Here is a 20,972-nt window from a genome sequence, read left to right on the forward strand (position 1 = left end):
CGATCCGCCGCCGGGTGTCATTGTTTGACCATGGCCCCCGGCGTATCGTGGCCCACATCGACAGTCATGCCGCATGTCCGGAGCCGCGATGCCAGATTCCCCCACTCCCCGCCAATGGGACACCCGCCGCGTTGAGAAGCGCCGCCGCCAGGGCCTTGGCGCCCGGCTGGCCGATGGCAAGGTGGTTGCCACCGACAACATCGTCCCCTTCCTCGAAGCCGTGACCGCCCCGGGCGACCGCGTGGTGCTCGAAGGCAACAACCAGAAGCAGGCGGACTTCCTGTCCCGTGCGCTGGCCGAGGTAGACCCGGCCACCGTGCACGACCTGCACATGATCATTCCGAGCGTGAGCCGGGTCGAACATCTGGACCTGTTCGAGCGCGGCATCGCGCGCAAGCTCGACTTCGCCTATGCCGGCACACAGAGCGTGCGGATCTCGCAGTTCCTTGAGGATGGGCTGCTCGAAGTCGGCGCCATCCACACCTATATCGAGCTGTACGCCCGGCTGTATGTGGATCTGACACCACAGATTGTGCTGATTGCCGGCTACAAGGCCGACCGCGCTGGCAACCTCTACACCGGCGCCAGCACCGAGGACACGCCCGCGCTGGTGGAAGCCGCCGCGTTCCGCGACGGCCTGGTGATCGCCCAGGTCAACGAGATCGTGGACGACCCGGCCGACCTGCCGCGCGTGGACATCCCCGGCTCGTGGATCGACTACGTGGTGCAGGCCGACAAGCCGTTCTTCTGCGAGCCGCTGTTCACGCGCGACCCTCGCCTGATCAAGCCGGTGCACGTGCTGATGGCGATGATGGCCATCCGTGGCATCTACGAGCGGCACAAGGTGCAGTCGCTGAACCACGGCATCGGCTTCAACACGGCCGCCATCGAACTGATCCTGCCGACCTACGGCGAATCGCTCGGGCTCAAGGGCAAGATCTGCAAGCACTGGACGCTGAACCCGCACCCGACGCTGATCCCGGCCATCGAGTCGGGCTGGGTCGAGAGCGTGCACAGCTTCGGCAGCGAACTGGGCATGGAGAACTACGTGGCGGCCCGGCCCGACGTGTTCTTCACCGGCGCGGACGGCGCGATGCGCTCCAACCGGGCCTTCTGCCAGCTCGCCGGCCAGTACGCGGTGGACCTGTTTATCGGCTCCACGCTCCAGATCGATGGCGACGGGCATTCGTCGACGGTCACGCGCGGCCGGCTTTCGGGCTTCGGTGGCGCGCCGAACATGGGCCACCAGCCGGGCGGCCGCCGCCACGCCACCCCGGCCTGGCTCGACCTGATCGAGACTGACGACCCGCTCGCGCGGGGCCGCAAGCTGGTGGTGCAGATGGTCGAAACCTTCCAGGCGGGCGGCAAGCCGACCTTCGTGGAGTCCATGGACGCCGTGCAGGTGGCCAAGGATGCCGGCATGCCGCTGGCGCCGGTGATGATTTATGGCGATGACGTCACGCACGTGCTGACCGAGGAAGGCATCGCCTATTTATATAAGGCCACGTCGATCGAGCAGCGCCGCCGGATGATCGCGGCGGTGGCCGGCGTCACGCCGATCGGCATGCGCCACGACCCGGCCACCACGCGCCAGATGCGCAGCGACGGGCTGATCGCGCTGCCGGAAGACCTCGGCGTGCATCGCGCCGATGCCACGCGCTCGCTGCTGGCGGCCAAGAGCATGGCCGATCTGGTCGAGTGGTCGGGCGGGCTGTACGAGCCGCCGGCACGTTTCCGGAGCTGGTAATGGCCGTCCCAATCCATGCGGTAGCGCTCACCGAAGATCGCGCCGGCGCCATCGGCGCGCTGGCCGAAGCGGTGTTGATCGACGAGGCGATGCTGTCGCCCAAGCCCGGGCTGGTGGATGCGCGCGGCAGCGGCGCCCACCGCGACCTGACGCTGGCGCTGATGGTGGCGTCCGCGCGCAGCCTGCGCGGCGGCTTCGCCGCGATGGCGGAGGCGGGGCGGGAATCCTCCGGCGTCGATCGACCCCTGCGCGAACAACTCGGCGCGCTGGGCCGCGCGGCGGAGGCGACGATGCTGCGCGCCACCGGCGGCGTCAACACCCATCGCGGCGCGATCTGGTGCCTGGGCCTGCTGGCCGGCGCCGCCGGGCTGCTGCCGGAGGGTGCCGATGCCCACGCCGTGGCCGACGCGGCGGGGGCCATCGCCCGGCTGCCAGACGGGCATCGCCCCGCGCACACCGGCAACAAGGGCGAACTGGCGCGGCAGGCGTATCAGGTAGGCGGCGCGCGCGGGCAGGCCGAGGCCGGCTTCCCGCATGTCGTGCAACGGGGTTTGCCGACGCTGCGCGCCAGCCGCGCGCGCGGCGATGCGGAGCCCACCGCGCGCGTCAATGCGCTGCTGGCGATCATGGCCGGGCTCGACGATACCTGCGTGCTGGCCCGCGCCGGCCGCGAAGGGCTGGCCACGATGCAGGCCGGCGCCGCCGCCGTGCTTGCAGCGGGCGGCATCGGCACGCTGCCGGGCCGGCGGCTGCTGCATCGGCTCGAAGCCGGCATGCTGGCGCGCAACGCCTCCCCCGGCGGCGCCGCCGACCTGCTCGCCGCCACGTTATTTCTGGATCGCCTGCCCACCGGGCCGGCGCTCCCCCACGGAGACCGATGATGGAACAACTCCAGTTCGAATATCCCGCCGGCGCACCGGCCAGCCAACGCGTGCTGGTGGGCGTGGTCGGTTCTGGCGACCTTGAAGTGATGATCGAACCCGGCGACGCCGGCAAGACCTCGATCCAGGTGACCACCTCGGTGGACGGCTACGGCCGCGTCTGGGACGCCCAACTCACGCGCGTCTTCAGCGCCGAGCCGCGCGCCGCCATGCGTATCCGCATCCACGACTTCGGCGCCACGCCGGGCGTGGTGGGCATGCGGCTGGCCGAGGCGTTCGAGGCATTGGATGACAGCAAGGGGCAGCCATGAGCCAGCCCGCACTGCTGTCGCGCGAGAGTTTTGTCGAACTGGGCGCCCGCGCGCGCGCCCATGCGCTGCTGGACCCCGGCACCTTCCGCGAACTGGCGGGGCCGTTCGACGGCCTGACTTCGACCTGGCTCGCGCGTCAGGGCGTGGTGCCGCAGGCCGATGACGGCGTGATCGTCGCCAAGGGCACCATCGACGGGCATCCCACCGTCGTGCTGGCCATCGAAGGCGCCTTTCAGGGCGGCAGCCTGGGCGAAGTGGGCGGCGCCAAGATTGCCGGCGCGCTGGAACTGGCCGCGCAGGACAACCGGCAGGGCACCCCGACGCGCGCGGTGATCCTGTTCGAGACCGGCGGCGTGCGGCTGCAGGAGGCCAACCTCGGCCTCGCCGCCATCGCCGAGATCCACGCGGGCATCGTCGATCTGCGCCGCTACCAGCCGGTGATCGGCGTGATTGCGGGGCAGGTGGGGTGTTTCGGCGGGATGTCGATTGCGGCCGGACTGTGCAGCACGCTGGTGGTCACGCGTGAGGCGCGGCTGGGCCTGAACGGGCCGGCCGTGATCGAGCAGGAGGCCGGCATTGCCGAGTACGACTCGCGCGACCGGCCGCTGATCTGGAGCCTGACCGGCGGCGAGCAGCGCATCGCTACCGGGCTGGCGGACCGCTACGTCGAGGACGACAGCGCGGCGATCCGCGCCACCGTGGCGGCCCTCGTCGCCGAGCCGCCCAATCAGCCACCCACCCCGCCGCGCAGTGCCGCGTATGCGTTCTATCTGCAGCGGCTGGCCGACTATGACCCCGCGCGGCAGGCCGATGCGGCCACCGTGCGCGCCGTGTTTGGAGAACCGTCATGACGACCGAATCGACTGAATCGAACTCCCGGGGCGCCATTTGGCTCGCCGCCTTGAGCCAGGGCGCATCGCGCCTGACCGACTATCCGGCTTCGATCCAGGTGGCCGATGGCGAACTGGCGGGCCGGCCCGTGCGCTGGATCGCGGTGGTGCCCGATGCCGCCAGCCCGTTCCCGCGCGCCCGGCAGGGCGAGGTGGGGCTGCGCGAGGGCTGGACGCTCGCGCGCGCCGTCCATGACGCCGTGCAGGCGGACCGCGACGCGCCGGTCAAGCGCGCCATCGTCGCCGTGGTGGACACCCCGAGCCAGGCCTACGGCCGGCGCGAGGAAGCGTTCGGCATCCACCAGTCGCTGGCCAGCGCGGCGGATGCCTACGCCACCGCGCGCCTGCAGGGGCATCCGGTGATCGCGCTGCTGGTGGGCAAGGCCATGTCGGGCGCCTTCCTCGCGCACGGCTATCAGGCCAACCGCATCGTCGCGCTGGCCGACCCCGGCGTGCAGGTGCATGCGATGGGCAAGGAAGCGGCGGCGCGCATCACCATGCGCAGCGTGGAGGACCTCGAAGCCTTCGCGGCCACGGTGCCGCCGATGGCCTACGACATCGACAACTACGCCACGCTGGGCCTGCTGTGGCGGCGCGTGCCGGTCTCCCGGGCCGAGGCGCCCGAAGCCGGTGACGTCGCCACGGTGCGCACGACGCTGGAAGCTGCGCTGGCCGATATCGACGCCGACCCCGAGCGCGACCTGCGCAGCCGGCTGGGCGGCGAGAATCGGCAGGCATCGGCGCGCGTGCGCGAAGTGCTCGCCCGGCAGTGGCAGGGATGACACCGTGCCGGACGCTCCGCTCCCCCGCCCACTCCAGCCGCACGACCTGATCTGGCTGCGCGACGCCCCGGCGTTCGCGGCCAGCCAGCCGCTGCCGGCGTGGGTCGATGCCACGTGGCTGGCGGTGGCGCCCGTAGTGGTGCGGCGCGATCTGCTGCGCGATAGCTGCATCCCGGTGGGGCTGCGCGGCCGGCGGCGCGAGGAGCGCCACGCCACGTGGATCGATGCGTCCCAGTGCGATCGGGTGATGTCGCCATTCGCCATCGCCCGGGCGGCGCGCTGGCAGGATCACCCGCGCCGACTGGCGCTGCCGGCGCTGCGCACGCTGGCGCAGATCGCCCCGCTACTCGATGCGCGCGGCCTGCCATGGGGCGTGACCGGCGCGGCCGGGTTCACGCTCGCGTCCGGGCTCGATGTGCTCCATCCCGGCAGCGATGTGGACCTGCTGATTGACGCCGCCGCGCCGCTGGGTCAGGCGGACGAACAATGGCTGGCGGCGCTGRTCGACGATTGCAAGGACGCGCGGCTCGACATCCAGATCGCCACGCCCCACGGCGGCTTTGCCCTGCTGGAGCGCCTGCGCACCGGAGGCCGCGTGCTGCTGAAGACCGCCACCGGCCCGGTGCGCTGCACGGACCCGTGGCAGACGGCATGAGCACGCTGCTGACCTTCCCCGGACAAGGTGCGCAGCGCCCCGGCATGCTCCACGGCCTGCGCGACCATCGCGCCGTGCACGAAACCCTCGCCCAGACCAGCGACGCGCTGGGCCATGACGTGATGGCGCTCGACACCGCCGACAGCCTGACCTCCACCGTATCGGTCCAGCTCTGCCTGCTGGCGGCCGGCGTAGCCACGGCACGCGCGCTGATGGCGGACGGCGCCCGGCCGGAGGCTGTGGCCGGGCTGTCGATCGGCGCCTACGCGGCGGCCGTGGTGGCCGGCGCGCTGGCCTATGACGACGCGGTGCGGCTGGTGGCGCTGCGGGGCCGGCTGATGGCGGACGCCTACCCGCAGGGCTTCGGCATGACCGCCATCCTCGGGCTCGAAGCCCCGGCGCTGGAAGCCATCGTGACGCGGGTCCGGGCGACCGGCCTGCCGGTCTATGTCGCCAATTTCAACGCGCCGACGCAGCTCGTCATCGCCGGGGCGGACGTGGCGATGGCCCGTGTGGCGGCGCTGGCGCAGGAGGCCGGCGCGCATGGCGCCAAGCGGGTGGCCATCGCCGTGCCGTCCCACTGCCCGCTGCTGGACGATGCCGCCGCGAGCCTCGCACAGGCGTTCGCGCCGGTCACGCTGCGCCGGCCCACGCTGCGGTTGTTCAGCGCCAGCGCCGCGCGCGAGCTACGCGACCCGGCACGCATCGCGGCGGATCTCGCCGCCAACATGGCGTTGCCGGTGCGCTGGCACGAGACCATGCTGCTGGCGCGCGCCTGCGGTGTGCGGCTGGCGGTGGAGATGCCGCCCGGCAACGTGCTGACGCGGCTCGCCGGCATGGTGCTGCCGGAGGCGGTGGCCTGTGCCGAGACGCGGGCGGACAGTGTGCGCGTGTTGATGGACCGGGCCAGCCGGGGCGAATAGAAGGTGCTCCCGACCTCGCAAAAAATTGAAACAATCGGTGTGCACGTGGGCGGCAAGCCTGCAGGCGGCGTACGATTTGGCCGTTAACACAGGCACGATCCCTCGCCGCCGGGACCCGCCCGGCGCGCGCTCAGGAACCGCCCATGCAGCCGCCCCCGATTCCGCCCGATGAAACCCTGCGTCTCGCCACGCTGAGATCGCTCAACATCCTCGACACCCCGGCCGAGGAACGGTTCGACCGCCTGACCCGGCTCGCCAAACGGCTGTTTGACGTGCCGATCGCGGTCGTCAGCCTGGTCGATGCCAACCGTCAGTGGTTCAAGGCCTGCGAGGGCCTGGACCAGACCGAGGCGCCGCGCAACACCTCGTTCTGCGGCCACGCGATTGCCGGCGACGGCATCCTGCTGATTCCCGACGCCCGCCTGGACCCGCGCTTCCACGACAACCCGCTGGTCACCGGCGAGCCGCACATCCGCTTTTACGCCGGCTGCCCGCTGGTGGCGCACAACGGCACCAAGCTCGGCACGCTCTGCCTGATCGACCGCCAGCCGCGCACCTTCGACGACGACGACCGCGCGCTGCTGCACGACCTGGCCCGCATGGCCGAGCAGGAGCTGGCCGCCGTGCACCTGGCCAGCATGGACGAGCTGACCGCGCTCTCCAACCGGCGCGGCTTCACGGTGCTGAGCCAGCATGCCATCGAGCTGTGCCGCCGGCTGGACCGGCCGGCCACGCTGGTGTTCTTCGATATGGACGGCTTCAAGCCGATCAACGACCAGTTCGGCCATGCCGAAGGCGACCGCGCGCTGACCGCGTTCGGCGCGGCGCTGCGGATGGCGTTCCGGGATTCGGATGTGGTGGGGCGGCTCGGCGGCGACGAATTCGCCGCGCTGCTGACCAATACCCATGCCGCCGGCTGTGGCGAGGCGCTGGCGCGCCTGCATCGAAACGTGGATGCGTGGAATGCGCAGAACGCGCGTGGCTACCGCCTGCGTTTCAGCGTGGGGCTGACCGAGTTCGATCCGTCCCGCCACGCCACGGTGCATGAGCTGCTGGCGCAGGCCGATGCGGCGATGTACGCCGACAAGGCCCAGCGCAAGGCCACCCGGCACTGATTCGCCGCTGACTTGGGCTAGCTACGGCTCCGCGCGCTGCGGCGCGGCGCGCAGCACGCCGGCGGCGATCTCGCGCATCAACTCGTCCACGGCATTCAGCTCGGCTTCACCAAGCTCCCAGGCGCAGCGCGTGGCGCCCCAGTCGCCATAGATCAGCGCGATGCAGCGGTTGCGCATGCGCACCGGCGCCAGCAGGATCGACTTCGCGTCCGGCATGGCGTCGCGGTACCAGCGCGGAATCCGGTGGGCGATGCTCGGGTCGAATGCATCCTCGATCAGCAGCGGCTTGTCGGCCAGCCCGGCGAAGTGGAACACGTCGGGCACGAAGCCTTCCTCGAAGGACAGGGCCGTCAGCTTGTCACGCATGCCCTCGCCAAAGCCCAGCCGCGCGTGGAAGCGCTTGGTGGCCGGGTTCAGCATCATCAGGAAGCAGCGCGAGAAGTTCATTGCGCGCATCGTGGTTTCCAGCACCATCGGCGCCAGCTGGGACACCGACAGCCCGGCGCCCTCGCGCCGCACCTCGTCCAGCCCCTGGCGCAGCCGCCGCAGCATGTCTTCCGGATCGCTGCTGGCGCCGACGGGCGCCGCCGCCTCGGCCGGGGCCTCGGCGCGGGTGATCGAGGTATTGAGCGAATCGGCCTGGCGCACGGCAATCGCCACGTCGCCGGTGGTCAGGCCCAGCATCTTGGCGTGGGCGGTGAGCAGGTCCTGCACCGACTCCTGCGTGCCGTCGCGCACCATGGCAGCGGCGGCCTGGGCCGAGACATGGGCGATGGCGGCCAGCCAGTCGGCATGGGTTTCCAGCACCGTGTCCGGCGACATCAGGCGCGGCTTCATGGCATGGGCGATGATCCCCGGCAGGCGCCACTTGCGCGCGGCGGCCTCGGCGATCTCCTCCATCGAGACGCCCAGCACCTCCTGGCAGGCCTCGTTCTCGGTCATCGGGTGCGCGGCGCACATCGCCTCCACGCGCTCCCACTCGTCCGGGAAGTAGAACACCACCAGCAGCCGGCTCATGTGGTGCATCAACGTGCAGACGACGGCTTCCTCGCCCTCGTTGATGCCGCGCGCATGCGACAGCGCCCGGGTGATCTCGCCCGCCACCAGCGCGCGCTGGAGCCCCTTGGTGGCTTGCGGGCGCTGCGACGCCACGCCGTGGAAGTAGTCGAGCAGCTGGATGCCCAGCGTCAGGTGGCTGATGGCCTCCACGCCGAGCACCAGGATGGCGCGGGACACCGTGGTGACCTCGCCGCCGAACGAGCGGTACATCGCCGAGTTGGCCAGCCGGATCACCTTCTGCGACAGGCTGAAGTCGGACAGCACGCTGGTGGCCATCTCGCCCACGGTGAGATCGCCGTTGAGCGTCTGGAAGATGTTGTCGACACAGTACTGCAGGGTCGGGAAGTCCCCCTGCTGCGCCATGCGGTTCCACAGCGACTCGAAGAATTGTTCCTTGGACAGCATGGTCATCCAGCCACCTGCCGCGAGAACACTTCGTCGCGGCCAAGCATCAGGCGGCCGTCCGCGAGGGCCTGCTCGAAGTCGAGCGGGCTCAGCGCGCGCGCATAGCGCCAGCCCTGCACGAGGTTGCAGCCCTGGGCGGCCAGCAGCTCGCCCTGCGCGTCGGTTTCCACGCCCTCGGCGATGGCTACCAGACCCAGCTCGCGCGCCAGCGACAGCACCGCCGAGACGATGGTGCGCGCATGCGGGGAATCGACCATGTCCGCCACGAAGCTGCGGTCCACCTTGAGCGCGGACAGCGGGAAGCGACGCAGATAGGAGAGGCTGGAATAGCCGGTGCCGAAGTCGTCCACGGCAAAGCGCAGGCCCAGCGCGCGCAGGGACATCAGCAGGTCCTCGGCGGCCTTGGGGTCGGTCATCAGCGCGCTTTCGGTGATCTCCAGCACCAGGCGGTCGGCGCTGATGCCGGCGTCCTGGATGGCGTTGCGCACGCTCTCGAAGAACCCCGGGTGCAGGAACTGCACGGCGGAGACGTTGACCGACATATGGCCGACCTGGAGCCCCTGGGCGTCCCACGCAGCCAACTGGGCGCAGGCGCAGCGCAGCGCCCAGGCGCCCAGATGCTTGATCAGGCCGTTCTTCTCGGCCACGGGAATGAAGACGTCGGGGCGGATGAACTCGCCCGCGTGGTCCCAGCGCATCAGCGCCTCCACGGCGCAGACCTCGCCCGTGGCCGGCCAGACGATGGGCTGGTAGTGGAGCAGGAATTCGCCGTTCTGCACCGCCTCGAACATGCTCTGCTCGATGCGGAACTGCTCGTCCAGCCGGCGGTCCAGCTCGGGCGAGTAGACGCAATAGCGGTTCTTGCCCAGCGCCTTGGCCTCGTACATGGCCAGGTCGGCGCGGCGCAGCCAGTGCGACTCCGACTCCGGCTGGACGTTGCCGGACGCGGCCGACGAGAAGGCCAGCCCGATGCTGGTGGTGATCCGCACATGGCAGCCGCCCAGCAGGAAGGGCTGGCGGCAGACGTGGATCACGCGCTCGAGAATGCGGATGGCCTCGGCCTCGGACTCCAGGCCATCGAGCATCAGCACGAATTCATCGCCACCCAGGCGCGCCACGCTCTGCTGGGATCGCACGGTGTCCTGCAGGCGGGCGCCGACTTCCTTGAGCAGCGCGTCGCCGAACTCGTGGCCGAGCGAATCGTTGATGTTCTTGAAGCCGTCCAGGTCCATCAGCGCCACGGCGAACGGCACGCGCGCGCTGGCGGCGCCGGCCATGTACTGCTCGATGCGGCGGCGGATGAAGGCCCGGTTGCCGACGCCGGTCAGCGGGTCCAGGAAGGCGCGGGCGTTGAGCTGGCGCTCGTTCTCGACCCAGTCCGTGACGTCGTGGCCGAACAGCAGCAGGCTCGCCGGGGTGTTGCCCTCGCCGGGCTGGTGCGCGATGCGCAGGTCCAGCCAGCCGCCGCCGATGCCGCCGGCAAAGCGCACGCGCTCGCGGCGGGCGGCGCGGTCGCGCGCGCAGGCCTGGAGCAGGGCGGCCACGCTATCGCGGGATTCCGGGGCGATGACGTCGAGCACCGACGTGCGCAGCAGGTATTCGTGGGGGTAGACGAGCAGGTCAGCCGTGGCTTCGGTGGCCTGGAGGATGCGACCCTGGACATCGACCCGCATGGCCAGCGCGCCGGAAGCTTCCAGCAGCGCCCAGGCCTCGCGCCCGGCAGGGCGGTCGCCGGCAGTCCCGCTTTCCGCGGGCTCCGGCGCCAGGGCAACATCATATGCAAACGAGGTCATGTCTTCCTCAGCCCGGAATCCCCTTGGACGCTGGCCTGATAACTGTTGAGTGGGTCTCGATGGGTAACGCGTGTTCTGGCAGGCAGATCGGAACCAGTCCGGGGCCTTCCCGCACCCGGAACATGACCACTGGTTCTGTTGCATGCCGAACGGATCGACACCGGCGATTCTAATACGAGCCGGCATCAGGCTGAACGCCGCGCGGGGCAAGGAATGCGCGGCGTCGGCGCCGCTACAACAGGCGCGCGGCGCCCGGGGGTGGGCGCCGGTGGGGGGATTGACATCGCAACGAAAATGGCGCTTTGTGCGCCGCGGGCTTTCAGCCCCGTTTGTCAGCCCTTCCGGGGCCGGCGCACGGCGCGCAGCTTGCCGCTCGTGCCGCCGCCGCAGAAGAACTGGTCGGCGCCATCGGACTCCAGCCCCGAGACGCCCACGCCGGCCGGCAAATCCAGCCGCTCCAGCACCTCGCCCGAGGCCGGATCGACGCGCCGCAGCTCGCTTTCCTCGCTCTCCCAGGTGCCATGCCACAGCTCGCCGTCCACCCACGTCACGCCCGTGACAAAGCGGTTGGACTCGATGGTGCGCAGGACCTTGCCGGTCTCCGGGTCGATCTGGTGGATCTTGCGCGCCTGCCACTGGCCCACCCACAGCGTGCCTTCGGCCCAGGCCATGCCCGAGTCGTTGCCGTCGCCCGGGGCGGGGATGGTGGCGACAACCTCCCCGGTCTGCGGATCGATTTTCTGGATCTGGCGCTCGGCAATCTGGTACAGGTGCTTGCCGTCGAAGGCGGTGCCGGCATTGGCAGTCACGTCGAGGGTGCGCAGCGTCTGGCCCGTGGCCGGGTCGAGCACGTGGAGTGCGTCGCCCGAGGCGAACCAGACGCGCTTGCCGTCGTAGGTGACGCCGTGGACGGCCTCGACGCCGGGGAAGGGGCCGTATTCACGGAGGATTTCAGCGGGCTGTCGTTTCATGGGTGGATTCCCTCGTTGGTTGAAACATGCCTTCATCCTAGTGATTCGGCAGCGGGGTGGGGAGTAACAAGGTCGTCGTGAATCCGGGCACGGGGGTGCTCAGCCAGCGCCGGGCGCGGCCCCGGCCGAACGCCTCAACCTTGCCGTCGGCGGCCAGCGCGTCCAGCGCGCGCTGGGCGGTGCGCTGGCTGGCGCCCAGCGCCAGGGCGAGGGCGGAACTGGACCACGACTCGCCATCGCCCAGCAAGGCCAGCACGGCACCGTGCTTTTCCTCGACCGGCCGCGCCAGCACGACCACCTGCCGGGCGGGCGGTGGCTCCAGTGGCACCAGCGCGAAGCCGTCCGGGGTGGCCTCCACCCGCGCCAGCGCGCCCAGCATCGCGCGCAGCCGGCCGATTTCCACGCGCAGCCGCGCGCGGTGGGAGCCGTCGATATGGCGGGTACGGAAGGCCCGGGCGATCAGGGCGTCCCGGGGCACATCGGCCGGCCAGGCTTCGCCGAGCGCCCGCGCCAGCGTCAGCAGCACCGGCCGCCGCGCCAGCGAGATGGCCGTGCCGTCGGCCTGCACGACATGACGGCAGCCATCGATCACCAGCGCCTTGGAGGCCAGCAGCGCCTCCACCTCGTCGAGCCGCAGCGGCCGGTCGCCGTCCGGCGTGATCTGCCGCGCGGCGGGGGCGTCGAGCAGCCGGACGGCCTGCTCCACCTCGGCCGAGAGCCCGGGAATGGCGGCCTGGCGCGCCGCCTGACTGGCCCGGGCGAGGGCCTCGCGCGCGGCTTGCGTGCGCAGCCGGCGCAGGGCGATGCCGGCCACGATCAGTTCGTGCGCGGCGCGCGAGGCGGGTGGGAAGGGGGTGGGGTCGAGCGTGGCGAGCGCGGCCTCGGCGGCATCGAGCCGGCCAATCAGCAGCAGATGGCGGATTTCGAGTTGGCGGGCGTGGGCGGCATTGGCGAGGTCGCCGTGCGCCGCCAGCGTGGCCTGCGCGGCGCCGAGCGATCTGGCTGGCCAGCCGAGATCGCGGGAAACCAGCGCGATCTCGGCTTCGGCCACCACGCAGCGCGCCCGGGCCACGGCCTCCTTCTGGCCGAAGGCGCGGGCGGCGCGGCGCACCAGCAGCCGGGCACGCGCGAGATCGCCAAGCTGGGCCATGGCGATGCCGCGCAACGCCAGCGCCGGCGCGTCCTCGCGCAGGGCCACGCGGTTCAGCGCGCCGAGCGGGTCACCCGCCGCCAGCGCCCGCGCGGCGGCGGTAATCAGTGCGTCCATCCAGTTCCGCCAGGAAATGGGTCATGGACGGCACACTATCACGCGACCCGGCGGGCCGCTCCCCTCTCCCGCTTGCGGGAGAGGGGAGAAATCCGGCAGTCAAGCCAGCGCGCCATCCGTGTAGACGTCGAACTGGCGTGACGGCTCGGCGGACACCCCACGCCGGTCCATGCCCGACAGGAAACGCGAGCTGTCCTGGTCGCGCGAGGGCGGTGTCACGTCGCGGGCGCCGTCGGTGTAGACGTCGAAGCGGCCACGGGCGCCGTCGCTGTAGACATCGCGCGAATCGATGCGGAAGTTGTAGCCGTATTTGTCGCCGGCGAACAGGCTGTCACGCGGGCTGGCGGCCTGGGCAAGCTGGGCGGCAAGGGCGGTGGCGATGGCGACGCCGATGAGGAAGGGAAGAAAGCGGTAGTACATGGGTCGAACTCCGATTGGGACAGGGTAGGAAGGGCAAGGAACGCAATCGCGCGTTCCTCCCTTCCTACGCAGGGGTCGTGCCAATCGAAAATCTCGCCCGAATGTGCCGTGGCTGGCGCAAAACCGCGCTATCGGGCGCCTGGCTGGCGGGTGCCAGCCAACAGGTGCGGCGCGTGCCGATGGCCGTGCGCCAACACCCGTTGGGGGTAGATTCAGCGCGAGTGCGTCCGGAAGCCTTCGCCCTGCATGCCGGCCCGATCCACGGCGGCGATGCGGTTCCGGCCATTGTCCTTCGCGTGATACAACTGCGCGTCCACGAGGTTGATGAAGGCAGTGGGCTCCGCGCCCGGCACCGGCAGCGTGGTGCCCACGCCGAAGCTGGCCGTTACGCGCTGTTCGTAGGGGGAGCGCAGGTGGGGGATGGCCGCGTCGGCGATCATCGTGCGGCAGCGCTCGGCAATCGTCACGGCTGTGTCCGCGTCGGTGCCCGGCAGCACGGCCACGAACTCCTCGCCGCCAAAGCGGCCCACGAAGTGCTCGGCGCCCACCGCATCGGCCAGCAGCGCCGCCACCTTGCGCAGGCAGTCATCGCCCTGCAGGTGGCCGTAGTAGTCGTTGTAGGCCTTGAAGAAATCCACATCCATCAGGATCAGCGACAGCGGCTTGCCGGCGTCCTGCAGGGCGGCCCATTCGCGTTCGACCACGGTGTCGAACATGCGGCGGTTGCCCACGCCAGTCAGCCCGTCCGTGAACGAGAGCCGCTCCAGCTCCTTCTGCAACTGGGCGAGCTGTTCCTCGGTGCGCTTGCGTTCGCTGATGTCGAACATGAAGCCGATCAGCGACTCCACCTCGCCGCTGGGCTTGCGCACCACGTGGACCACATCCCGCAGCCAGATATAGCCGCCGTCGCGCGTGAGCGCCCGGTAGTCGGCCTCGTGGTCGGTGCCCGCCTGCGACTGCGCCACGCAGAAGTTCACCACGGCCTCGCGGTCGTCCGGGTGCATGCGGTCGGCCCAGTCATTGACGGTCTTCCAGGACGACGGCGCCCAGCCGAGCAGCGCCTCGATCTGCGGGCCGATATAGGCGAATGCCATGGTCGCCCAGTCGATCTTCCACGGAATGGCCTTGGTGGACTCCAGCAGCGTGCGGTACACGGCGCTGTCGTCCTCGCCGACCATGTGCCCGGCCGGCGCCAGCGATTGTTCGTGCCGCAGGAAGGCGGCCTGGAGCGGGTGTTCGGGGTGATCGGGCTGGTCGGGCTGGTCGGGCTGGTCGGGCTGGCTCATGGGGAGGGAAAGGGCGGTGGCGGAAGCCGGGAATTATGTGGGGAATTGATTAAGGCCGATAGCAACTGGCGATAGCGTCAGGGCTGCCGGGGCGGCGCCACGCCCGCCCCTTCGATGCGGTGCCGTTGCAGCGCCGCCGCCACGAAGCCGCTGGCCTTCATCTCCTCGATATAGCTGCTCAGCCACGCCCGCGCGGCGGTGCGGCCCTTGGGCACGCCCATGGCCTGCTCGATGACCATGAAGCGGCCCGGCAGCAGCCGCACGCCGCCCACGCGCCGTGCGTCGGCTTCCAGCTGCTGCTTTACGCCGGCCGCCACGTCGAGCCGCTCGGCCAGGAACATGTCCGTCACGGCGGGGGAGGTCGGCGCGCGCACCAGCGTGGCCGCCTTGATCTCGCGCGTGAGGAACAGGTCGTAGGCGCTGCCCCGGCCCACCACGATGCGCGTGCCGGGGCGGTCCACGTCCTCGTTGCGCTGCAGCGCGGCGTCGTTGCGCACGAGGTAGGCGCCTTCGATGATCACGTAGGGCGCGGTGTATTCCATGTCCGCCGCGCGCACCGGGTCGATGGCGACGAAGGCCAGATCGACCTGCCGCCCCTTCACCGCCTCCACCACGCTGCCTGCCGACTGGAACGCCACCAGTTCCAGCGGCAGGTTCAGCCGGCGCGCGGCCTCGCGGGCCAGGTCGACGGACACGCCCTGAAGCTCGCCGTTGGCCGCCCGGCCCGCCAGGATCGGGTTGCCGAGGTTGATGGCGGCGCGCAGCTTGCCGGTGCCGCCGAGTTCCGTGGCGGCGGCGCGTGCATCCGGACTGCCGGCGGCTGCCGGTCCGCCCGGCGTGGCACAGCCGGACAGCGCCAGCGCGATGGCTGCGGCGCTGGCGGTGCCGGCGGTGCTGATCAGGCGTCGCGTCCGGTTCATCAGAAGTCCACCTTCTGGCCCGGCTCCGGCACGATCACCTGCGTGCCGGTGACCCCCAGCGCGGCCGTGAACTGGGCCGGCGTGCCGGCCAGCTGCGGCGTGGTCAGGTAGTGCATCGGGATGGCGTACCTGGGCTTGATCATGTCGCGCACGGCCACGGCGGCCTCTTTCGGCCCCATCGTGAAGTGCCCGCCAATCGGAATCAGCACGAGGTCCGGCTTGATCATCTCGCCGATCATGCGCATGTCGCCGTACAGGCCGGTATCGCCCATGTGCCAGACCTTGAAGCCGTTCTCCATCTCGATGATGTACCCGACCGGTTCACCGCCGTAGTGCACTTCATCCTTGTTCGTGGCCGGGTTCTTCCAGACCAGTTCGGACGAGTGCTCGGCGTGGACGGCGGTGATTTTCGGCCCCTGCGGCCCGAACGGTGCCACCGTGCCGCTCTTGTTGAAGCGCTGCGACATCGCCGCCGGCACCATGCCCAGCGCGACGAGGGTCTGGCCCATGCCGCCGCCGTTCCAGATCGGCGCGTTGTTGAGCTGCGACAGCGCCGCGGCGTCGCCGAGGTGGTCGCCGTGGGCGTGGGTGACCAGGATCAGGTCGATTTTGCCGAGCGCGCCCAGTTGCTTGAAGTTGGCCGGCGTCTTGGGATTTCCGGTCAGCCAGGGGTCGATCATGATGACCTTGCCGCCCGGCGTGGTGATGCGCATGGCGGCCTGGCCGAGCCAGAGCACTTCGGTCTTGCCGGCGGTGATCTGCCCCGGCGCGGTGGGCTTGGGCGCGTCGGCGCCCGTGCCGGAGAGGGTCGATGCGCAACCGGCGAGTCCCGCCACCACGGCGGCACAGAGGAGCGTGCGGAGTCTTTTCATGGTCGTCCTTGCTTGGATGTGTGACAGCGGTGAATGACGTCTCTAACCCTGCCACCCATGAGCATGGACATGGTCGGGGCGCGGGCTGGCGATGTGGAGTATTCGCAGGCCGCCGGTCCGTGTCAACTCAGGGTGCACCATGGCGACTCCCCATTGATGCACTCCATGCATCAATCGAGAGGAAATTTGCAATTCACAGACGCGCGGCGGGCGTCCATGATGCGTTCAGCCAAAGCCAGGGCCCCGCCGGCCCAGCCGGCCATTGGCCCCATCCCGAAAAAAAGGCACCCGGGACGCTTCCCGCGGTGTCATGCAAGTGGAGGAGACATGAATGCCACCCGCCGCAGCCTGCTCAAGTCTGGCGCGATGCTGCTCGCCATGCCCGGCTTTGCCGAGGCGCAAGACCCGTTTCCCAACAAGCCGCTGCGCTACGTGGTGCCGGTATCGGCCGGCGGCGGCTCGGACCTGATCGGCCGCACCGTGGCGGACCGCTGGGGCCGCGTGCTCGGCCAGTCCATCGTGGTCGAGAACCAGGCCGGCGGCGGCGGGGTGATTGCCTGCCAGATGACCGCCAAGGCCGCCCCGGACGGCTACAGCCTGATGCAGGGCTACGTCGCCACGCACGGCACCAATCCCGCCACCCGCAAGGTGCCCTACGACCCGCTCAAGGACTTCACCGCCATCGGCATGATCGGCGGCACGCCCAATGTGCTGGTGGTGAGTGCCGGCGTCCCTGCGTCCACGTTGGCCGAGTTCATCGCCTATGCGAAGAAGTCCGGCGCGGTGGCGTACGGCTCGTCCGGGCCGGGGTCGCTGACGCATCTGTCGATGGAGCTGTTCGCCCAGCAGGTCAACGTGAAGATGACCCACGCGGCGTACCGGGGCATTGCCCCGGCGTTCAACGACCTGATTGGCGGCCAGACGCAGGCGATGTTCCCGGGGCTTTCCGCCGCGCTGCCGCATATCCGCTCGGGCCGCGTGAGGCCGCTGGCCGTGACCGGCCACGCGCGCCACCCGCTGCTCAAGGACGTGCCGACGCTGGAGGAAGCCGGGCTCAAGGGCTTCGACGCCCAGCAGTGGTACGGCGTGGTCGGCCCGGCCGGCATGCCCGCCGATATCGTCGCCAAGCTCAACAGTTCGCTCAACACGGTGCTCAAGAGCCCCGACCTGGCTGACAAGCTGTCCTCCGAGGCGCTGCAGCCCACGCCGATGACGCCCGACCAGTTCCGCCGCTATATCGCCGACGAGGTGAACCGCTGGAGCAAGCTCGCCAAGGACCGCGGCATCCATCTCGATACCTGACCGGCTCGGCTGCCCCGACCGGGCGCCAGCCCCCATTTTTCGATTCACTGAACAAGGACCCCTATCCCATGGCACGSAATACCCATGTCGCCGCCGACCACAACGCCCCGCCGGTCACGCGCATCCTCGGAAAGTTCGTGGCCACGCATCCGTCGCAAGGCTGGAGCCGCGAGGTGGACCACGAAGCCCATCGCACCTTCATGAACTGGCTGGGCTGCGCCGTGGGCGCCGCCGGGCATGAGTCCGCCGTGGCCGCGCTGGCCGCCGTGGCGGAACTCCAGCCGGCGCCGCAGGCCACGGTGCTGGGCCGCCGCGACAAGGTGGACATGGCCAGCGCCGCGCTGGTGAATGGCATTACCTCGCATACGTTCGATTTCGACGATACGCACCTGAAGACCATCATCCACCCGGCCGGCCCGGTGGCATCCGCCGTGCTGGCGCTGGCCGAGCACACCGGCGCCAGCGGCCGTGCCGTGACCGATGCCGTGGTGCTGGGCATCGACGTGGCCTGCCGCGTGGGCAACGCCATGTACCCGGACCACTACGACCGTGGCTGGCACATCACCGGCTCCACCGGCATGCTGGGCGCGGCGGCAGCCTGCTCGCGCCTGCTTGGGCTGGACGAGGACCGTACGACGATGGCGCTGGGCATCGCCGCTTCCCAGCCGGTGGGTCTGCGCGAACAGTTCGGCACCATGACCAAGCCGTTCCACCCGGGCGGCGCGGCGCGCGCCGGGCTGATGTCGGCGCTGATGGCGCGGCACGGCTACACGTCGAGCGCGAAGGCGCTGGAGGCACCGCGCGGCTTCATGCAGGTGATCTCGGCCAAGACCGACTGGAACGAGATTACCGACGAGCTGGGCAGCCGCTTCGAGATCTCGTTCAATACCTACAAGCCGTTTGCCTGCGGCATCGTGATCCACCCGAGCATCGACGCCTGCGTGCAGCTGCGCGAGCAGGGCGTGAAGGCCGAGGACGTGGAGCGCATCGAACTGCGCGTGCACCCGCTGGTGCTGGAGCTGACCGGCAAGAAGGAGCCGACCGATGGCCTGCTCGCCAAGTTCAGCGTCTACCACGGCTGCGCGGCGGGCCTGATCTTCGGGCGCGCCGCCGAGGAGGAGTTCTCGGACCACATCGTCACCCGTGAGGACGTGGTGGCGCTGCGCCGCAAGGTGGTGGCGACGGCCGACGCGAACGTCGACGAGGCCGCTTCCATCGTCAAGGCCGTGCTCAAGAACGGCCGCGAAATCGCGGTGACGGTGGAGCACGCCATCGGCTCGCTGCAACGCCCGATGACCGATGCCAACCTGGACGCCAAGTTCCACGCGCTGGCCGACCCGGTGCTCGGCGCGGCGCAGGTAGCCAAGCTGATCGATGCCTGCTGGAAGCTGGGCGATACCGCCAACGTCGGCACCATTACCGCGCTGGCGCGTCCGTAACATGGCGCGCCCCCGGATTGCGGTACTGGGCGACTACGAGCGCGCCCTGACCCGGCTGGCGGACTGGTCGGCCATCCAGGCGCAGGCGGACGTGGCCTTCCACCACGCCCCGCTGCGCGGGGAGGCGCTGGCCGCCGTGCTGCGCGAGGTGGAGGTGCTGGTGCTGGTGCGGGACCGCACCCCGCTGGATGCCGCCACGCTGCGGCTGGCCGAGCGGCTGCGCTACGTGGTCTTCACCGGCACGCGTAACACCACGCTCGACGTGGAGGCGCTGCGCGCGCGCGGCATCCCCGTCGCCAATACGGAATGGGGGCCGTCCAAGGAGTCCACCTGCGAGATGACGTGGGCGCTGATTTTGGCGGCCACGCGCCAACTGGAGATGCAGATGGCGACGATGCGGCTCGGCGGCTGGCGGCCTGCGGAGGCGCTGCCGCTGCCCGGCGTGCTGCACGGCGAGCGGCTGGGCCTGATCGGCCTGGGCGAGATCGGCAAGCGCGTGGCGCGTGTCGGCAAGGCGCTCGGCATGGAAGTGGTGACGTGGAGCCCGCGCATGACGCCCGAGCGCGCGGCGGCAGAGGGGGTGACGGCGGTGAGCCTGGAGGCGCTGCTCTCCACCTCGCGCGTGGTCAGCCTGCATCTGGTGCCGACGGCGGAAACCACGCGGCTGATCAACGCCGAGCGGCTGGCGCTGATGCGGGCCGACGCGCTGCTGGTCAACACCTCCCGCTCGGCCCTGATCGACATGGAAGCCCTGCCGCGCGCGCTGGACCGCCATCGCCCTGCCATGGCGGCGCTGGACGTCTTCGACGTGGAGCCGGTGCCCGCCGATCATCCGCTGCGCGGGCGTACGGATGTGGTTATTACGCCACATACGGGGTTTGTCAGCGAGCCGGTGTTCACGATGTTCGCCAAGGGCGTGGTCGGGACCCTGGCGTCGTGGCTGGAGGCGCAGGCCGGTTCGTAGAGCGCGCCAAACCTTGGTCAGGCCGCCTTCGGCCGCTTGGGCTTGCTGTCCCCCTGCTCGGCCGCGCCACGCCGCCGTTCGTTGGCGTACTTGACCGCGAGACGCTTCATCTCTGCTTCTGCAAAGCGGCGAAGCGCTTCGCGCATGAGCGGTTGGTAGCCCATGCCGTGCTCTTCGGCGAGGAACTTGAAATCGCTGATCAGCGACTTTTGCAGGCGGATCGACACCGCCTGCAGGCCAAGTGCCCGGTCGAGTGCCGCTGATTCGTCGGGCGCGACGACGGCGTGTGCCTCGTCCTCCCCGAGGTCACCCTGCTCCCACGCTTCGACGGTTCCCGGAATTTTCTTGGCGTTGCCCATGTACTGCTCCTGTTGCAAAGGTTGATTCATGACCACGCGGCCAGGCACATGCGCCGGTAGAACGCCACGGTGGGCAGTGCCGGTTCATACGCGGTCTTGAGAAAAATAGTGTCGTCCCTTCTGACGTAGACGATCTTGAGCATGCGGCCGGTGTCCGTCTTCGCGCAGAACCAGTGCGTGGGCGGGTCGGAGGCGTGTTCCTCGCGGTCATCCACAAGGATCTGACCCACCCGGTTCGCAAAGGCTTGCCGGATCTCCACATCGCGGATGCCGCCGTGCTTTGCCACGAGCTTCTTCGCGATCGATGGTGAGATGACGATCTTCAAATGCTACCCCCTATTTGTATATACGGCAAGACCCATTGCATGAGCAGATTGGCCGTGTGGTCAGGGGGCGCAGCGTCGCATTTTTACGCGATTTCTCGGTCTAACTCAGACTATGAGTGATCCTGTGTTGGCATTTTGTCGTATATACAAAACATGGGCAATGGCGGTCATGCCCACTGTCGGCAACACCCCACGGTGTGTGTCCAAAACGTAAAAACCCCACGCTCTCTCAAGCGTGGGGTTTTTACGCGCAGACCTGATGGGAAACCAGCCAGCCCCCCATCG

At 69.9% G+C, this 20,972-nt stretch carries 21 protein-coding genes; 11 read left to right on the plus strand and 10 right to left on the minus strand.

The window, feature by feature from the left end:
- Window positions 1-88: 88 nt before the first annotated feature.
- From mdcA to AC1DP9_RS12235, 8 genes are all read left to right on the plus strand, one after another.
- Window positions 89-1,747: a malonate decarboxylase subunit alpha gene (mdcA, locus tag AC1DP9_RS12200; protein ID WP_477107465.1), complete on the plus strand. Its 1,659-nt coding sequence runs from the start codon at window positions 89-91 to the stop codon at window positions 1,745-1,747.
- Entirely contained in the window at window positions 1,747-2,628 is an 882-nt protein-coding gene (locus AC1DP9_RS12205; RefSeq protein ID WP_477107466.1) for a triphosphoribosyl-dephospho-CoA synthase, read from the plus strand. The genes mdcA and AC1DP9_RS12205 overlap by 1 nt, the downstream gene beginning before the upstream one ends.
- On the plus strand, window positions 2,628-2,939 hold the full coding sequence (locus AC1DP9_RS12210; RefSeq protein WP_092293727.1) for a malonate decarboxylase subunit delta: 312 nt from the start codon (window positions 2,628-2,630) through the stop codon (window positions 2,937-2,939). The genes AC1DP9_RS12205 and AC1DP9_RS12210 overlap by 1 nt, the downstream gene beginning before the upstream one ends.
- A complete protein-coding gene (locus AC1DP9_RS12215; protein WP_477107467.1) occupies window positions 2,936-3,790 on the plus strand; it encodes a biotin-independent malonate decarboxylase subunit beta in 855 nt (284 codons plus the stop codon). The genes AC1DP9_RS12210 and AC1DP9_RS12215 overlap by 4 nt, the downstream gene beginning before the upstream one ends.
- Complete coding sequence (gene mdcE / locus AC1DP9_RS12220; protein ID WP_477107468.1) at window positions 3,787-4,611, plus strand: biotin-independent malonate decarboxylase subunit gamma; 825 nt, start codon at window positions 3,787-3,789, stop codon at window positions 4,609-4,611. Before AC1DP9_RS12215 ends, mdcE begins: the two co-directional genes overlap by 4 nt.
- A 4-nt stretch (window positions 4,612-4,615) precedes the next feature.
- Window positions 4,616-5,266: a malonate decarboxylase holo-ACP synthase gene (locus AC1DP9_RS12225; protein ID WP_477107469.1), complete on the plus strand. Its 651-nt coding sequence runs from the start codon at window positions 4,616-4,618 to the stop codon at window positions 5,264-5,266.
- Window positions 5,263-6,189, plus strand: a complete 927-nt coding sequence (gene mdcH, locus AC1DP9_RS12230) for a malonate decarboxylase subunit epsilon (RefSeq protein ID WP_477107470.1) — start codon at window positions 5,263-5,265, stop codon at window positions 6,187-6,189. Before AC1DP9_RS12225 ends, mdcH begins: the two co-directional genes overlap by 4 nt.
- Before the next feature lie 143 nt (window positions 6,190-6,332).
- Complete coding sequence (locus tag AC1DP9_RS12235) at window positions 6,333-7,304, plus strand: GGDEF domain-containing protein (RefSeq protein WP_477107471.1); 972 nt, start codon at window positions 6,333-6,335, stop codon at window positions 7,302-7,304.
- Between the two features lie 21 nt (window positions 7,305-7,325).
- On the opposite strand, the gene AC1DP9_RS12240 is transcribed toward AC1DP9_RS12235, so the two are convergent.
- From AC1DP9_RS12240 to AC1DP9_RS12275, 8 genes are all read right to left on the minus strand, one after another.
- Window positions 7,326-8,774 (minus strand): HDOD domain-containing protein, encoded by a 1,449-nt coding sequence (locus AC1DP9_RS12240; protein WP_477107472.1) that lies wholly within the window; start codon window positions 8,772-8,774, stop codon window positions 7,326-7,328.
- The gene (locus tag AC1DP9_RS12245) at window positions 8,771-10,561 is read right to left on the minus strand and encodes a putative bifunctional diguanylate cyclase/phosphodiesterase (protein WP_092293715.1); all 1,791 of its coding nucleotides are present in this window, start codon (window positions 10,559-10,561) and stop codon (window positions 8,771-8,773) included. Before AC1DP9_RS12245 ends, AC1DP9_RS12240 begins: the two co-directional genes overlap by 4 nt.
- 332 nt (window positions 10,562-10,893) lie before the next feature.
- On the minus strand, window positions 10,894-11,532 hold the full coding sequence (locus tag AC1DP9_RS12250) for a Vgb family protein (RefSeq protein ID WP_477107473.1): 639 nt from the start codon (window positions 11,530-11,532) through the stop codon (window positions 10,894-10,896).
- A gap of 37 nt (window positions 11,533-11,569) precedes the next feature.
- Window positions 11,570-12,799, minus strand: coding sequence for a helix-turn-helix domain-containing protein (locus AC1DP9_RS12255; RefSeq protein ID WP_477107474.1), 1,230 nt, complete (start codon window positions 12,797-12,799; stop codon window positions 11,570-11,572).
- Window positions 12,800-12,898: 99 nt separating this feature from the next.
- Entirely contained in the window at window positions 12,899-13,219 is a 321-nt protein-coding gene (locus AC1DP9_RS12260; RefSeq protein ID WP_477107475.1) for a hypothetical protein, read from the minus strand.
- Window positions 13,220-13,431: 212 nt separating this feature from the next.
- A complete protein-coding gene (locus AC1DP9_RS12265) occupies window positions 13,432-14,505 on the minus strand; it encodes a sensor domain-containing diguanylate cyclase (RefSeq protein ID WP_477107476.1) in 1,074 nt (357 codons plus the stop codon).
- 77 nt (window positions 14,506-14,582) lie between these two features.
- Entirely contained in the window at window positions 14,583-15,425 is an 843-nt protein-coding gene (locus AC1DP9_RS12270; protein WP_477107477.1) for an ABC transporter substrate-binding protein, read from the minus strand.
- Window positions 15,425-16,297: a metal-dependent hydrolase gene (locus AC1DP9_RS12275; RefSeq protein WP_477105144.1), complete on the minus strand. Its 873-nt coding sequence runs from the start codon at window positions 16,295-16,297 to the stop codon at window positions 15,425-15,427. The genes AC1DP9_RS12270 and AC1DP9_RS12275 overlap by 1 nt, the downstream gene beginning before the upstream one ends.
- Window positions 16,298-16,624: 327 nt before the next feature.
- Here AC1DP9_RS12275 and AC1DP9_RS12280 point away from each other — a divergent pair, with 327 nt between their 5' ends.
- From AC1DP9_RS12280 to AC1DP9_RS12290, 3 genes are all read left to right on the plus strand, one after another.
- The gene (locus tag AC1DP9_RS12280; RefSeq protein ID WP_477107478.1) at window positions 16,625-17,599 is read left to right on the plus strand and encodes a Bug family tripartite tricarboxylate transporter substrate binding protein; all 975 of its coding nucleotides are present in this window, start codon (window positions 16,625-16,627) and stop codon (window positions 17,597-17,599) included.
- Window positions 17,600-17,667: 68 nt separating this feature from the next.
- A complete protein-coding gene (locus AC1DP9_RS12285) occupies window positions 17,668-19,038 on the plus strand; it encodes an MmgE/PrpD family protein (protein WP_477107479.1) in 1,371 nt (456 codons plus the stop codon).
- Between the two features lies 1 nt (window position 19,039).
- Window positions 19,040-20,002 carry a D-2-hydroxyacid dehydrogenase family protein gene (locus AC1DP9_RS12290; RefSeq protein WP_477107480.1) on the plus strand — a complete coding sequence of 321 codons (963 nt, stop codon included), beginning with the start codon at window positions 19,040-19,042 and terminating at the stop codon, window positions 20,000-20,002.
- A 17-nt stretch (window positions 20,003-20,019) separates the two neighbouring features.
- Here AC1DP9_RS12290 and AC1DP9_RS12295 read toward each other — a convergent pair whose 3' ends face one another.
- Entirely contained in the window at window positions 20,020-20,361 is a 342-nt protein-coding gene (locus tag AC1DP9_RS12295) for a hypothetical protein (RefSeq protein WP_477107481.1), read from the minus strand.
- 26 nt (window positions 20,362-20,387) lie between these two features.
- Window positions 20,388-20,648 carry a BrnT family toxin gene (locus AC1DP9_RS12300; RefSeq protein WP_477107482.1) on the minus strand — a complete coding sequence of 87 codons (261 nt, stop codon included), beginning with the start codon at window positions 20,646-20,648 and terminating at the stop codon, window positions 20,388-20,390.
- Window positions 20,649-20,972 lie beyond the last annotated feature (324 nt).

The sequence above is a fragment of the Cupriavidus sp. 01L43 genome (assembly GCF_056399925.1).